The sequence below is a fragment of the Actinoplanes sp. NPDC021490 genome, from assembly GCF_055562135.1.
Genome location: NZ_JBVHFW010000020.1, coordinates 75,951 through 89,866, shown reverse-complemented (window position 1 = coordinate 89,866; position 13,916 = coordinate 75,951). Strand labels below are relative to the sequence as shown.

At 70.5% G+C, this 13,916-nt stretch carries 17 protein-coding genes; 5 read left to right on the top strand and 12 right to left on the bottom strand.

Annotated features, from left to right (window positions below):
- Positions 1–72: 72 nt before the first annotated feature.
- The gene (locus tag ACZ3I4_RS39090) at positions 73–1,077 is read left to right on the top strand and encodes an AraC family transcriptional regulator (RefSeq protein WP_465387163.1); all 1,005 of its coding nucleotides are present in this window, start codon (positions 73–75) and stop codon (positions 1,075–1,077) included.
- A 13-nt stretch (positions 1,078–1,090) separates the two neighbouring features.
- On the opposite strand, the gene ACZ3I4_RS39085 is transcribed toward ACZ3I4_RS39090, so the two are convergent.
- The gene (locus tag ACZ3I4_RS39085) at positions 1,091–1,459 is read right to left on the bottom strand and encodes a hypothetical protein (RefSeq protein WP_465387162.1); all 369 of its coding nucleotides are present in this window, start codon (positions 1,457–1,459) and stop codon (positions 1,091–1,093) included.
- A gap of 268 nt (positions 1,460–1,727) precedes the next feature.
- Here ACZ3I4_RS39085 and ACZ3I4_RS39080 point away from each other — a divergent pair, with 268 nt between their 5' ends.
- On the top strand, positions 1,728–2,018 hold the full coding sequence (locus tag ACZ3I4_RS39080; RefSeq protein ID WP_465387161.1) for a hypothetical protein: 291 nt from the start codon (positions 1,728–1,730) through the stop codon (positions 2,016–2,018).
- 3 nt (positions 2,019–2,021) lie between these two features.
- Here the strand turns inward: ACZ3I4_RS39080 and ACZ3I4_RS39075 are convergent, their stop codons facing one another.
- The 5 genes from ACZ3I4_RS39075 to ACZ3I4_RS39055 all read right to left on the bottom strand — a co-directional run bounded on the left by ACZ3I4_RS39075 (position 2,022) and on the right by ACZ3I4_RS39055 (position 6,566).
- Positions 2,022–3,485, bottom strand: coding sequence for a molybdopterin-dependent oxidoreductase (locus tag ACZ3I4_RS39075; protein WP_465387160.1), 1,464 nt, complete (start codon positions 3,483–3,485; stop codon positions 2,022–2,024).
- Positions 3,485–4,126, bottom strand: coding sequence for a fasciclin domain-containing protein (locus ACZ3I4_RS39070; protein ID WP_465387159.1), 642 nt, complete (start codon positions 4,124–4,126; stop codon positions 3,485–3,487). Before ACZ3I4_RS39070 ends, ACZ3I4_RS39075 begins: the two co-directional genes overlap by 1 nt.
- 73 nt (positions 4,127–4,199) lie before the next feature.
- A complete protein-coding gene (locus tag ACZ3I4_RS39065) occupies positions 4,200–4,943 on the bottom strand; it encodes an anti-sigma factor (protein WP_465387158.1) in 744 nt (247 codons plus the stop codon).
- A complete protein-coding gene (locus tag ACZ3I4_RS39060) occupies positions 4,940–5,560 on the bottom strand; it encodes a sigma-70 family RNA polymerase sigma factor (protein WP_465387157.1) in 621 nt (206 codons plus the stop codon). The genes ACZ3I4_RS39065 and ACZ3I4_RS39060 overlap by 4 nt, the downstream gene beginning before the upstream one ends.
- Positions 5,561–5,660: 100 nt before the next feature.
- A complete protein-coding gene (locus ACZ3I4_RS39055; RefSeq protein WP_465387156.1) occupies positions 5,661–6,566 on the bottom strand; it encodes a Gfo/Idh/MocA family protein in 906 nt (301 codons plus the stop codon).
- Positions 6,567–6,636: 70 nt separating this feature from the next.
- Here ACZ3I4_RS39055 and ACZ3I4_RS39050 point away from each other — a divergent pair, with 70 nt between their 5' ends.
- Together ACZ3I4_RS39050 and ACZ3I4_RS39045 are read left to right on the top strand one after the other, a co-directional pair.
- On the top strand, positions 6,637–7,002 hold the full coding sequence (locus tag ACZ3I4_RS39050; protein ID WP_465387155.1) for a hypothetical protein: 366 nt from the start codon (positions 6,637–6,639) through the stop codon (positions 7,000–7,002).
- A complete protein-coding gene (locus ACZ3I4_RS39045; RefSeq protein WP_465387154.1) occupies positions 6,995–7,414 on the top strand; it encodes a hypothetical protein in 420 nt (139 codons plus the stop codon). Before ACZ3I4_RS39050 ends, ACZ3I4_RS39045 begins: the two co-directional genes overlap by 8 nt.
- Here ACZ3I4_RS39045 and ACZ3I4_RS39040 read toward each other — a convergent pair.
- The 6 genes from ACZ3I4_RS39040 to ACZ3I4_RS39015 all read right to left on the bottom strand — a co-directional run bounded on the left by ACZ3I4_RS39040 (position 7,411) and on the right by ACZ3I4_RS39015 (position 13,095).
- Positions 7,411–8,874 carry a glutathionylspermidine synthase family protein gene (locus ACZ3I4_RS39040; protein ID WP_465387153.1) on the bottom strand — a complete coding sequence of 488 codons (1,464 nt, stop codon included), beginning with the start codon at positions 8,872–8,874 and terminating at the stop codon, positions 7,411–7,413. The genes ACZ3I4_RS39045 and ACZ3I4_RS39040 overlap by 4 nt on opposite strands.
- A 2-nt stretch (positions 8,875–8,876) precedes the next feature.
- Positions 8,877–9,281: a hypothetical protein gene (locus tag ACZ3I4_RS39035; protein ID WP_465387152.1), complete on the bottom strand. Its 405-nt coding sequence runs from the start codon at positions 9,279–9,281 to the stop codon at positions 8,877–8,879.
- Between the two features lie 49 nt (positions 9,282–9,330).
- Entirely contained in the window at positions 9,331–10,095 is a 765-nt protein-coding gene (gene fabG / locus ACZ3I4_RS39030) for a 3-oxoacyl-ACP reductase FabG (RefSeq protein ID WP_465387151.1), read from the bottom strand.
- A gap of 63 nt (positions 10,096–10,158) precedes the next feature.
- A complete protein-coding gene (locus ACZ3I4_RS39025) occupies positions 10,159–11,805 on the bottom strand; it encodes an alpha-amylase family protein (protein WP_465387150.1) in 1,647 nt (548 codons plus the stop codon).
- 52 nt (positions 11,806–11,857) lie between these two features.
- Positions 11,858–12,766 (bottom strand): hypothetical protein, encoded by a 909-nt coding sequence (locus ACZ3I4_RS39020; protein WP_465387149.1) that lies wholly within the window; start codon positions 12,764–12,766, stop codon positions 11,858–11,860.
- Positions 12,763–13,095, bottom strand: a complete 333-nt coding sequence (locus tag ACZ3I4_RS39015; protein ID WP_465387148.1) for a PadR family transcriptional regulator — start codon at positions 13,093–13,095, stop codon at positions 12,763–12,765. The genes ACZ3I4_RS39020 and ACZ3I4_RS39015 overlap by 4 nt, the downstream gene beginning before the upstream one ends.
- 87 nt (positions 13,096–13,182) lie before the next feature.
- Between ACZ3I4_RS39015 and ACZ3I4_RS39010 the strand changes: the two genes are divergently transcribed.
- Positions 13,183–13,916: DedA family protein (locus ACZ3I4_RS39010; protein WP_465387147.1), on the top strand; the 734-nt coding region annotated here is incomplete at its 3' end.

The following is a 13,916-nucleotide window of genomic DNA, read 5'->3' as shown; positions in this document are numbered from 1 at the left end:
GAGGGGCGGTGACGTTGACGTTCGACGTGTCCGGGTCGAATACTCACGGTATGCGATGGAGCGCCTCTCGGCATGGTTGACGTCTTCCCGAGGTATGCCAACGCGTTCCCCGATGTGCCGGATATTGCCCACTTCAGCGGGGTTGATATCGATGCGGCACGGTCGGTGCTAAATCGTTTCTACTATCCCGTGGCAGTCGGATCGCCGGAGGACGGCGGCGACTTCCGGCTGGGTGTTGGAGTGATCCAACTCGGACCTCTAACGGTCGGACAATTAACCTTTGCGAGCCCGGTCACGCTTCTCGTGGCCGAGCTCGACGCCTATCACGTGACCATCCCGACGATGGGCCGCCTGCACGCACGGCACGCCGGTCACGAGGTCTTCGCCGGGCCGTCGACCGGGGTCATCTTCGGTCCCGGCAGCCCGGTCTACACCTCGCGCGAGGCGAATTCGGCCGAACTGGCGATCAAGATCGAGCGCAAGGCCCTCGAGGAGGAGTTGGCCGGACTGCTGGGTCACCCGATCGAGGGACCCCTCGGCCTCCCCCCTGAGGTGGACCTTTCCACCGGTCCGGGGCACAGCTGGACCCGGTTGCTCCGGCTCCTGTGCGACGAGCTCGAATACGAGTCGAGCCTGTTCGCCGAGCCGATGATGGTCGAGCAACTGCGCAGCACCATCCTCAGCGGCCTGCTGCTGAGCCTGCCGCACCGCTATCACGCCGAGCTGACCGGTCCCGTCGCCACAGGGCCGCCCCGGGCGATCCGCCGCGTGGTCGACGCGATCCAGAGCGAGCCGGAACGCCCGTTCACGGTGACCGACCTGGCCCGCATCGCCAACCTGAGTGTCCGGTCGCTGCAGGAGGGCTTCCGCCGGCACCTGGGCACGGCCCCGATGACCTATCTGCAGCAGGTGCGGCTGGGGCGGGTGCACGAGGCGCTGCGCCGGGCCGATCCCGTACGGATGACGGTCGCCTCCGTGGCCCACCGGTGGGGTTTCGCGCACCTGGGCCGTTTCGCGTCGGCCTACCGCGCCCGGTTCGGCGAGTCCCCGTCGGAAACGCTGCGCTCGCCGAACTGACCAACCGCGGGGCTTACTCGCCCGGATCGCTCCGGCGCGGCTGAGGCACCTCGTTGGGGGCCGGCCGGGCCGGGGCCAGACCGAAGAGGTGACCGCGCGGGGGCACCCATTCGCGCCACGGACCCAGCCGCGGCGGAACGGCCACCAGGTCGCCGTCGCCGGCCCCGCGCTGGGTGCGCAGATAGGCCAGCACCCGGGCCGCGGCCTGGCCACCGTCCTCGGCCAGAGTCAGCAGCAGGCGACGGGCGTCGTCGGCCGCCGCCGGACCGGCCGCGTCGAGGCCCGGCACGTCCGTGGCGGGGCGGCGCAGCAGCGCGGCCAGGCCCGCGAGAGCCTGTATCACGTCACACGCGTCCCGCTCGGCATCGGACAGGCTGGTCACGACCGCCCTCCCCGGCTCTCGGTCATGCGTCTCCCCCTCACCCCACCCGCTCATGGCGGGTCCGGCGCATCCCACCGGGCCCCCGCGAACGGGCGTCAAGGCGAAAATGTATTCGGCCCACTACTAAGCGTCCATCCGTAACGCGCGGACGCTGTCCAATTAGCGCTCAGTTTGACCGGCGGACGACATGATCGTCCCTTTCCGGCCCGGGGTGCATACCCACGTCTGCGGGGTACTACCCGGGTGGAGCAAAAACAGGGAGGAAATCATGACTGACGAGATGCGACCGCCGCTGGAGGAGACTCCGGAGGTCGCGGACGCCATCGAGGACGACGTGGCGGTCGACGCGTTCATCACCGGCGGCGGCACGGACCCCGACACCCCCGAGTTTCTGGAGCCCGGCGCGGAGCCCCATTACCGTACGGGCGCCGACCAGCCCTGGGACCCCGAGGACCTGGCCGTGGCCGAGGGCCGTGACCCCACTCCCGAAAACGTCGAGCGCGCCCGCGAGGAGCTCGAGCGTGACGGTGCGGCCGCCATCGAGCGCACCGTCCCCTGAGAACTACGAGACCGTCACGGTGATCGTGTGCCACCCCGTGGACCCGCTGGGAAACGGGGTGGCCCGGTCGCCGGTCTGCACGGCCCCCGACCGGTCGGTCGCGCGCACCGCGATCGAGTGCGGCCCCGGCGTGGCCCGCCACGAGTAACGCCACTGCACCCAGGTGTCCACCGACGGCGCCGGCAACAGCTCCGCCCGCGCCCAGGGGCCGTCGTCGACCCGGACCTCGACCGAGGCGATCCCCCGCCGCTGCGCCCACGCCACTCCGGCGACCGTGACCTGGCCCCGCTCGACCTGGGCGAACGGACGCGGCCGGTCGACCCGCGAACCGGTCTTCACCGGCGCCTCGGCGGCCCATCCGCGCTCCACCCAGTACGCGTCGAAGCGGTCGAACGTGGTCAGCTCGATCGAGGTCAGCCACTTGCACGAGCCCGCGTATCCGTACAGGCCGGGGGTGACCATGCGCACCGGGAACCCGTGCTCGAGCGGCAGCGGCTCGCCGTTCATGCCTACCGCCAGCATCGCGTCCCGCCCGTCGAGCAGGGTCGCCACCGGCGTGCCGATCGTCATGCCGTCGACCGAGCGGGCCACCAGCTGGTCCGCGCCGGACGACACCCCCAGAGAGCGCAGCAGCGGTGCCAGCGGCACGCCGAGCCAGGTCGCGGTGCCCATGTACGGCCCGCCGACCTCGTTCGACACGCAGGTCATGGTCACCGGCCGCTCGATCAGCGGCATCGCGAGCAGGTCGGCGAACGAGACCTTCAGCTCCCGGTCCACCATGCCGTGCACCCGCAGCGACCAGCTGCCGAGGTCGATCCGGGGCACGGTGAGCGCCGTGTCGACCCGATAGAAGTCCCGATTGGGGGTCACCAGGCCCGGCGGCACGGGCGGTCCGGGATCCGCGGCGGCCGGCAGCCGCACATCGGCCCGGGCTCGTGCCCGGTTGCCGCTCGCGATGCGCCCCACGGCCAACGCGCTGCCCGAGGCGACCACCGCTCCCCCGGCCACGAGCGCCGCGGCACGCAGAAAACCCCGGCGATCCAGCCGTACGCCGGCCGGAGCGCTCCGCCGCAACAGCCACCACAGGGTGACTCCGGTCAGCGCCGCACCGGCCAGCGACGGCACCACGTCGTAGAACTCGGCGGCCGGCCTCGACAACGCCGCCGCCGCACCGGCGAGGCCGAACAGCGCGGGCCCGGCGATCACGGCCGGGCGCCACCGGCGGCCGAGGATGCCGGTCGCCGCCGCGAACAGCGCCACGACCAGCCCGATGACCGTCAGGAGCACCGGCTTGTCGGAGGTGCCCAGTTCCCGTACGGCGAGTTCCTTCACCGCCGTCGGCGTCGCGTCGATGACCGCGCCGCCCACCGCGACCAGGGGCCCGGCCGCGGGGCGGGTGGCGGCCGCCAGCAGTTCGGCGACCGCCACTCCCAATCCCGCCGACAGGAGCCCGGCGAGGGCCCGCATCAGCTCTTCGGCATCAGAACGGAGTCGATGATGTAGACGGTCGCGTTGGCCGTCTGCACGTTGCCGCAGATGACCGAGGCGGCGCCGTTCACCTTGAACTCCTCGCCGCTGCCGGTCACGGTGACCTCGCCGCCCTGCAGCGTCTTGTGCGCGCCGGCCAGCGCCTCGGGCGCGAGCTTGCCCGGCACCACGTGGTAGGTCAGGATGCTGGTCAGCGTCTTCTTGTCGGCCAGCACCTTGTCCAGCGTGGCCTTCGGGATCTTGCCGAACGCGTCGTTGGTCGGCGCGAAGACGGTGATCCCGTCGGCCGAGTTGAGCGAGTCGACCAGGCCGGCCTTCTTGACCGCCGTGACCAGCGTCGACAGCAGCGGGTTGCCCGAGGCCGCGGTGGCCACCGGCACCTGGGCCATCGCCTGGAAGCTGCCCGGGTCCGACGAGTCGGTGGGCACGGCCGCACACCCGGCGCCGAACGTGGTCATGGTCATGTCGGCGGGCGCCGAGCTGGGCGCCGCGGTGGTCATGCTCGGCGCCGCAGCGGCGCCGGTGCCCTCGCTGTCCGAGGACGAGTCGCTGCCGCAAGCCGCCAGGGAGATCGAGAACAGGGCGGCGGCTGCGACCGCGGTGAGCTTCGTTGCACGCATGGTTCGTCCCTTCGGAGCGTTATTTACCTTCGCTCCTGATTCGTGGCGAACCATGCGCCGGATGGGTCGAACCTCAGAGGAGTTTCACGTCGGCCACCATCGGGGTCGTCGGGGCGGCCGAGCCTCCCGGCGGTTCGATGGTCAGGCCCACGTCGGTCGCCCCGGGCAGACCCTCGACCAGGACGACGTCGGCCTCCTGGCCCTCGTGCAGGACCCCCGCGCTGACCGGATCGCCGCCGGGGTGGATGGTCCACAGTTGATAGACCCGGTCCGACGGGGCGGCCCCGGCCGCGAGCAGCACGACACCCGCGCCGTGCAGGCGGGAGGTCGCCACCGTCACCCGGCCGCCGGTCGACACCGGCTGCTCCTTGAGCACGACGTCGGGCGACGCGAGGATCTGCCGGACCCGGGCCTCGTTGAGCCGCGCGGCCTCGGCGATCTGCCTCTGATCGCGTACACGCTGGTCCTGGACCGCATAGACCGCGGTTCCGGCCCCGGCCGCCGCCACCACCGCGGCCGCCGCGGCCCCGAGCCACCGGCGGCGGGACACCCCGCGGACCGGGAGCGCCTGGGTGTCGGAAACCACCGGGGGCGTCTGGCGGGTGCGGGAGATCTCGGCCAGCACGTTGTCGCGCAGCCCGGGCGGCGGCGCCGACCACGTGTCGTGGGCCAGCTGGGCCGTGGTCTCGCGGAACTCGTCGACCTCGGCCCGGCAGCTGTCACATTCGCGCAGGTGGCGTTCGAACGACGCGCGCTCGATGTCGTCCACCGCGTCGAGCGCGTACGCGCCGACGAGGGTATGGATCTCCGTGGTCACGACGAGACCCCCGTTCCCATGCAGTCGCGCAGCCGGATGAGGCCGTCGCGCATTCTCGTTTTCACCGTCGGCAGCGGCGTGCCGAGCAGCTCGGCCACCCGCGGATACGAATGGCCCTGGTAGTAGGCCAGCGTCACCGCCTGCCGCTGCAGCTCGGTGAGGTTCTCGAGACACCGCCGGACCTGCTGACGTTCGAGCCGGCCGGACACCTCGTCGGCCACCGCGTCGTACGGGGTGTCGACCGACGCCGCCCCGACCCGCATCGTCCGCTCGGTCGACGCCTGCTCGGAACGCACCCGGTCGACCGCCCGGCGATGCGCGATCGTGAAGATCCAGGAGGTGGCCGAACCGCGCGCCGGGTCGAAGCGGGCGGCCGAGCGCCACACCTCGACAAGCGCTTCCTGGGCCACCTCCTCGGCCTGGGCCGGATCACGCAGCACCCGCCGGATCAGCCCGTAGACGCGCGGCGCGACCAGGTCATAGAGCCGCCCGAACGCCTTCTCGTCGCCCCGGGCCACCTCGCGCAGCAGCTCACCGGCGTCGGCCGGGGGCGGCGCGCCGCTGTCCGGCACCGCCGCCAGGTGTTCCGGGCGACGGTTCGCTCCGCGCTCCGCCATGGATCCGCCTTTCGCCGTCGCAGTCATTCAAACCCCGATTCGGCACGCCCGTACGCCCGGACTGGTCATCGGCCGATCAAAGTTGCCCGCGAACCGCCGATCAGGCGTGATCGGCGATCGTGACCTTGCGGCCCGAGGTGATCGCCTCCTGGGCCGCGACCAGGATCGCGGTCACCTCGGCGCCGAACCGGACGTCGAGCTCGGAGGCCGGTCCGCCGCCGGCGTGGGCGATCAGCGCGTCGATGGCGCGGCCCAGGGCGTCGACCGGCGACCACGGCATGCTGGGCGGGACGCGCAGGCCGGCCTCGCCCGCGAGCAGGGCGTCTTCGCGCTCGGCGGCGGGCGGCGCGTCCACCGAGAGGGTGAGATTGCTGATCGTGCCGCTGGTGTGGCGCAGCAGCAGGTGGGTCGTGTCGCGCGGGCCGGCCAGACCGGTCACCTCGGTGACCGGGCCGAGCACGGGCAGCACCAGGGCGAGCGCGTGCGGGCCGACGTCCCACAGGCCGCCGCTCTGCTTGCGCCACGGCGACGCGCCGAACGGGTTGTCGTCGGTGAAGATCGAGCCGAGGTGGTCGACCCGCGCCTCGGTCCAGCCACCGGTCGCGGCCGCGTCGGTCAGGAACTCGGCCAGCTGCGGCATGAGCCGGCGGGTGAAGAAGACCACGGAGGCGAGATCACGCTCGGCCACCGCGGCGACGATCTCGGCCGCCTCGGCGTTGGTGAACGCGACCGGCTTGTCCAGCAGCAGGTGACGACCCGCACGGGCGGCCCGCAGGGCGAGCGGGGCCTGCACGTCGGGTGGGAGGGCGATGGCGACGGCGTCGACGGCATCGATCAGCTCGTCCTGGTCGGCGTACGGGCGGGTGCCGTGCTGCCCGGCCAGTTCGGCGGCCTTGTCGGGATTGCGGCCCCAGACTCCCACGAACTCGACATCCGGATGCGCGGCCAGCGCCGGGGCGTGTGCCTGATGGGCCCAGGGGCCGGTGCCGAACAGTCCGAAGCGCATGGGGTCGCCTGCCTCTCTCTGGGTCCAGCCGCAAGCTACCAGGCGGAGATCCATCAGTACGCTGTGCCGGGTGAACGGTCCTCTGTCGGTGGTGACGATCGTCGCCGCCCTGGTGCTGGCGGCGTGGTACCTGTTGCGTTCCGCCCTCAACCGCGCGCCGACCCGCTTCGACCTGCTGGCCGCGGGGGTCTTCAGCGCGCTGGTCGCGGTCCTGGTCGTGACCGCCGTGGTCGGCCTGTTCGGCGACTCCCGGCCGAGCGACACCGCGACGTTCGGCGGCTATCTGATCACGACGATCGCCTTCGTGCCGGTCGGCGCCTATCTGGCCCGGCTGGAGCCGACCCGCTGGGGCAGCCTCATCCTCGGCATCGCCTGCCTGGTGATCCCGGTTCTCGTGCTGCGGCTGCAGCAGATTGCGTCGGTGACCGGTGCCTGAAGCGTCCGCCCGCCCCACCGACGCCGCGCTCGGCACCGGCCTCGGCCGGGTGCTGCTGCTGGTGTACGGGATCTTCGCGCTCTCGGCCAGCGCCCGCGCGCTCGTGCAGATCACCACGCACTTCGGTGAGGCCCCGCTGGCCTACCTGCTCTCGGCGTTCGCGGGCCTGGTCTACATCTCGGCCACCGCCGGGCTCGCGGTCGGCGGCACCCGGGGCCGGATGATCGCGCTGGTCAGCTGCAGCATCGAGCTGCTCGGCGTGCTCGTGGTCGGCATCCTGAGCATCGCCGACGCGGTGGCCTTCCCCGACGACACCGTGTGGTCGCGCTTCGGCAGCGGTTACGGCTACGTGCCGCTGGTGCTGCCGTTCATCGGCCTCTGGTGGATCTGGCGGCACCGCCCCCGCGACTAGTCGTCCGCCTCGATGACGTGCGGCACGAAGAAGCTGGCGTCGTTGGTGACCAGGCCCTTCACGCCGAGGCCCTCGCGGATGCCCATGCCGGCCGGCTCGCCGTCGATCAGCCACGAGCCGATCACCGGGTGGACGGTGCCCTCCAGCCCCTCGAAGGACGGCAGCTCGCAGAGTTCCTGGACGACGAAGCGCCCGTCGGAGCCGTACTCGGAAGGGTTGTCGGTGATCGTCTGGCCGTCCTTGACCAGGGTGACCGAGCCACCCTCGCGGCCCCAGATGGGCTTCTTGGCGTAGCTGGTGAGCGTGGCCGCCTTGGAGGACTCGGCAAAATAGGCCGGGAGCAGGTATTTGCTGCGCTCCGGGTGCTCGCCGAAGAGCATCCACAGCACCGGCAGCAGGGCCTTGTTGCCGAGCAGCGCCGCCTTGTACGGCGGCTCGATCCAGACCGTGCCGTGCTTGGTGGGGTCGGCCATGTTGCGGAAGAAGGCCTTGCCGCCCTCCTCGCTCCAGAACCACTCCCACGGATAGAGCATGAAGATGATGTCGATCGGCTCGGACTTGTGCTCCTGGCCGGGGCCGGGCACGAAGACCACGCGGTCACCGGCGACGTCCCAGCCGATCTGGCTCATCGCGATCAGCTCGACCGGATAGCCGGCCTCCTCGGCGGTCGCCATCAGGTAGGCGACGTTCATCCGGTCCTCGCCGGTGCGCTCCGAGGTCTCGTACGCGAAAAAGATCTTGGGCTTTTCGGGGAGCCAGGTGCGGGCCTCGCGCAGCTTGTCGATGTTGCGGCGCCAGGCCCCGGGCTCGGCCGGCTCACCGGGGCTCGCGGGCCAGCCGACCAGCCGGTCGTGAATCGAGTTCCACTGACGCCACTCGTGCTTGGTGAGATTGGTCTGGTCGGCCCAGTGCCACTGGATGACCGCGCTCTCGACCAGCGAGGTCGGCGTCTGCGCGTTGAACTCGAGCAGCTTGGGCGTGCTGCCGGCCCCGTTGTACCAGAGATCGAAGCGGCCGTAGACGCTCGGCGAGTAGTCCGGCGTCTCCATCGGCAGCCGCATGTCGGGATCTTTGTCGTAGTGCGTCCAGGTCTCGGCGTCGCCGTCGAACCACGTCCGGATGATCTGCTCGTGCGCGAACTCCGGGATGCCGATCTTGGCCAGGAAGCACGACGACGGGTTGCAGACCGAGGCGAAGAAGCCGTCCTTGCGGCCCTGCACCGTGTGGCGCGGGCACTGCTTGACCATCCAGTCGCCGGCCTCGAGGCACATCTCGTAGATCGCCGCGGTGGCCGTCTCGAGCTCCTCGATCTCGCCCGCGGTGAAGTCGTAGAACGGCCCCTCCTGCCAGTACGAGACCATGGACCCGTCGGGCAGCTCGGTGTCGTTGTAGGTCAGGCCGAGGCTGTAGTTGGTGAGCTTCCAGCCGTCGCGGACCGGACCGTACGGAACTCGGCGCACAGTCAGCCGCCCGAGCTCTTGCTGGAGCCGCGCGCGGCGCCGCCCTTGCCGACCACGCTGGTTTTGATCGTGCCGTTGCCGATCTTGCCGCTGGCGGGCAGCCCGAAAGACTGCCGGGCCGCCCGGTCGTTGTACGCGAACTTGTTGCCACCCGGCGGCAGCCGGTAGCCCACCGGGTAGCCCGAGCGGTAACCCGACGAATACCAGATGAAGAACGGCAGCGCGCCGATGCCGGACCCGCCGTTGTTGTCGTCGTCGTCGCAGTAGTCCTCGTCGACAACCGTGCCGTTGGCGTCGGCGCAGTAGAACCCGGCGTCCTGGTAGTCGTCGTCGTTGTCGCACGCCGCCGCTCCGCCCGCCGCGAGGAGCAAGAACGTGCTGGTGAGCGACACGCTGCGGGAGCTCATGCGTCGGTTCATCATCATCTCTTTGTACCGCCTCCCGGCAACCGCTGCACTATGCGCGCGGGCCTCCGGCAACATAGATGACCTGCCCGGACACGAAACCGGCACCCTCGCTGACGAGGAAGGATACGGTGTTCGCCACGTCCTCGGGCCGGCCAGCCCGCCCCACGGGAATCTGAGCCACCGCAGCCTTCTCGAATTGGGCGAAATCCACCCCGACGCGGGCCGCGGTGGCCGCCGTCATGTCGGTGACGATGAAACCGGGGGCCACCGCGTTCGCGGTGATGCCGAAGCGGCCCAGCTCGATCGCCAGGGTCTTGGTGAAGCCTTGCAGACCGGCCTTGGCCGCGGCGTAGTTGGCCTGACCGCGGTTGCCGAGGGCCGAGGTGCTGGAGAGGCTGACGATGCGGCCCCAGCCGGCGTCGACCATGTGCTTCTGGACGGCCCGGCTGAACAGGAAGGCGCCGCGCAGGTGGACCGCCATCACGGTCTCCCAGTCGTCGTCGGTCATCTTGAACAGCAGGTTGTCGCGCAGCACGCCGGCGTTGTTGACCAGCACGGTGGGCGTGCCCAGCTCGGCCTTGACCCGCTCGACGGCCGCACCGACCTGGATCGCGTCGGAGACGTCGGCGCCGACGGCCAGCGCCGTCCCGCCCGCGTCGTGGATCGCCGTCACGGTGTTGGCACAGGCGCCCTCGTCGAGGTCGACGACCGCCACGGCCATGCCGTCGGCGGCGAGCTTGCGGGCGGTGGCCTCACCGATGCCCCGGGCGGCCCCGGTGACGATGGCGACGCGGGTGGGAACGGACTGCGACACGATGGCCTCCACGGGGCTTGCTACCACAAACTATCTGCACTCGGAGTGCACTTTAACCTAGGATCACGCCGTACGGCGTAGGCGGATCCACCGGTATCCGTGTCCGGCGACCTCGATCTTGTCGCATTTGCCGAGGTCCGCATACTCCTGGTCGGCCAGGACGTCGTTCGGCATCTCGGCCTCGGGATAGAGCGAGCTGAGGTCCAGGGTCGCCGCGTCGGGTCCCAGGTTGTGCACGAAGACCATCGTGCCCGTCTCGCCGTCCGCGCGATGGACCAACACACTGGTCGGCGCCGGAATATCGACATGCTTGCAGCTGCCCGTGCCGACCTCGGGCGCCTCCCGGAGCGTACGGATCATGCGCTCGAACCAGGAAAGCAGCGACTGCGGGTTGTGGCGCTGGAGGGTCACGTTGACCGTCTCCCACCCGAACTCGCCGCCGGTGATGGCCGGGCGCACCAGATCCTTGGGCTTCGCGGTGGAGAAGCCGCCGTTGGGCAGGCCCGACCACTGCATGGCGGTGCGGATCGCGTTGCGGCCGTCCTGCGTGAGGTCCTCGCCCATGCCGATCTCTTCGCCGTAGCGGATGACCGGGGTGCCGCGCAGGCTGAACTGCAGGGCGTAGGCCAGCTCGATGCGCCGCCGGTCGTTGCCGAGCATCGGGGCCAGCCGCCGCCGGATGCCCCGTCCGTACAGCTGCATCTCGGGCTCGGGACCGAACTTGGCGAAGACCTCTTCGCGCTGCTCGGCGGTGAGGCGGGACAGGTCGATCTCGTCGTGGTTGCGCAGGAACGTCGCCCACTGGCCGCCCGGGGGCAGCTGCGGGGTGTCGCGCAGGCCGTCGATGATCGGCTCGGCGTCCTCACGGGCCAGGGCCAGGATCAGCCGGGTGTTGAGCATGAAGTCGAACAGCATGTGGATGCGGTTGTTCGAGCCGCCCTTGTCGCCGAAGAAGTCGACCAGCTGGGCCGGCTCGACGTTGGCCTCGGCCAGGAGCACGGCGTCGCCCTTGCGCCACTGCACGTGCTGCCGCAGGTCGGAGAGGAAGTCGAAATCCTTGGGCGAGTTGGGGTTGCCCGGTTCGGTCTGCTCGATGATGAACGGCACGGCGTCCATGCGGAACCCGGCCACGCCCAGCTGGAGCCAGAACGCGCAGATCTTCTTGATCTCCTCGCGGACCTCCGGGTTGTTGATGTTGAGGTCGGGCTGGAACTTGTAGAACCGGTGGTAATACCAGGACTTCGCGGTGCGGTCGTAGGTCCAGGTCTCGTTCTGCTCGCCGGGGAAGACCATGCCCTGCTTGCGGTCGCTGGGCTCGGTGTCCGACCAGACGTACCAGTCGCGATACGGCGAGTCGGGCGACGACCGGGCCGACTGGAACCACGGGTGCTGGTCGGAGGTGTGGTTGACGACCAGGTCGATGATGACCTTGATGCCGAGGTTGTCGGCCTGGTGCAGCAGCTCGGCGAAGTCACCGAGGTTTCCGAACCGCGGGTCGATGTTGTAGAAGTCGGACACGTCGTAGCCGTCGTCACGATCCGGCGTCGGGTGGATCGGGTTGAGCCACAAGCAGTTGATGCCGAGTCGGGCCAGATAGTCGAGACGCTCGATCAGTCCGCGAATATCGCCGCATCCGTCCCCGTTCGAGTCGGCGAACGTGTCGATGTCGGCGCAGTAGACAACGGCCTTCCGATACCACCGGTCAGTCATGTCCCTCTACTTCACCGTGACTCCGGGCCGCGAAACCGGGAACCGCTCAGGATCACCGGCGGGCGACAGTCAGACCGGGGATGTCGCGGCGGCTCAGGGCCGAGACACCGGCGAAGGCGGCCAGCGGCACCAGCACGAGGACGACCCACTGCAGCGGGCTGATCAGCTGCAGCGACTCGGGGTGGCCCATGTTGTATTTGATGAGGCCACCGAAGCCCCACTGCACCAGCGGCACGGTCACGATCACCGGCGCGGCCCAGCACAGCAGCCGGGCGCGGGTCTCGGGCTCTTGCCGCAGGACGGCCACGGCGACGAGCACCGCTGCGACCAGCACGAGGATCGTGCCGGCCGGGCCGAGCCAATGGGGGAACACCGTGACCTCGGCCAGCAGTAGCACGCTCGCCGCAATCACCCAGGGCAGACCGCGTAACTGTCGGCCGCCACGATCGGCGACCAGGCCCGCGATCAGCACGATCGCCGCCGCGACGATCAGCCAGTATGCGTACAGCAGGGTGGCCGGAGTGTCCAGATAGGACCGCGCGGGGGCGGCGATCTCGCCGGCCAGCCCGACCGTCGCTCCGGCCGCTCCGAGCAGGCGCCACCCCACGAAGGCCGCGATCAGCGCGACACCCCAGCCGGCCAGCCGCGCCCAGTGAACCGTCTCGACCGGCGGCGCGAACTCGGGATAGATCAGCATCGCCCGGACCTCGACCGCGACCCGGCCCAGCGCGACGGCGAACAGCAGCATCGCGCCGAAGACCTGCACGGTGCGGGCCACCCGGCTCTGGCCGGTGACCATCAGACGCAGGTGGGCGGCGATCGCCCCGCACACGACGTCGAACGCCTGGGCCGGGCCCGGTCGCGGGTCGGCCATCAGGACGCCGAGCATCTCGTCGCCGTATTCGCGCCGGAAGTCGCGCGGATAGAGCGCGAGCAGGCGCCGATAGCGGATCTCGCTCATGCGGTGGCTCCCCCGAAGTTGGTGCGGCGGGCACGCAGCCGGCCCTCCGCGATCGTGGCCTGCTCGCGCAGGCGGCTGGTCTGGGCCTCGAAGCTCTGCTCGCCGGCCCCCGTGAGCCGGTAATAACGCCGGAGCCGGGACTGGACGACCTCTTCCCGGTCGACCTCGATCAGACCCTCGCCGCGCAGGCGGTCGAGCGCGGCGTAGAGCGTGCCGGTGCGCAGCCGAACGCGGCCGCCGGTCATGCGCTCGACGTCCTCGATCACGGCATAGCCGTGCATCGGCTCGCCGGCCAGCGCCGTGAGGATGAGGAAGGTCGGCTCGTTCATGCCGGGAGCATATACCGGCGGTCGGCATATGCAAACCGCCGTACCACGCTTCAGGTTGGTTTCAGGTGCGGCGGGTATGAAGGTGCGATGGCTGAAGCGGGTCTGAGTCAGCAAGGTGGGCTGACAGGGTGGGTGGCGTCCGTCATCGAGTCGTGGGGCGAAGTGGGGGTGGGCCTGCTTGTCGCCCTGGAAAACCTCGTCCCGCCGATTCCCAGCGAGATCGTGCTCTCGATGGGCGGCTACCTGGCCAGTGAGGGCCGGGTCAACCTGATCCTGGTCTTCCTGGCGGCCACGGCCGGCTCGGTCGGCGGCGCGCTGCTGCTCTACTGGCTGGGTTACGGCCTGGGCGAGGAAAGGTTGCGCCGCTGGCTCGACCGCATCCCGCTGGTCGACGCCGACGACCTCGACCAGGCCGACCGCTGGTTCGAGAAGCACGAGAAGGCAGCCGTCCTGTTCGGACGCTGCGCCCCGGTGGTCCGCAGCTTGGTGTCGATCCCGGCCGGCGCCAACCACATGAACCTGGCCCAGTTCACGATCTTCACCGCGATCGGCAGCGGCGTCTGGAACGCCCTGTTCGTCGGCGGTGGCTACCTGCTGGGCTCGCGCTTCCAGGATCTCGAGACGTACAGCCAGTACTTCGACTACGCGATCTGGGCTTTCTTCATCGTCACGATCGCGAGCTGGGTCACCAAGAAGGTGCGCAAACGGCGACGCGGGGGGGGGGGGGGGGGGGGCGCGGGGGGGGGGGGGGGGGGGGTTGAAAACACCGGGGGTGGGGGGGTTGTGCCCCGCGGGCCGGGCCGCGGCCGGGGCCGACCCGG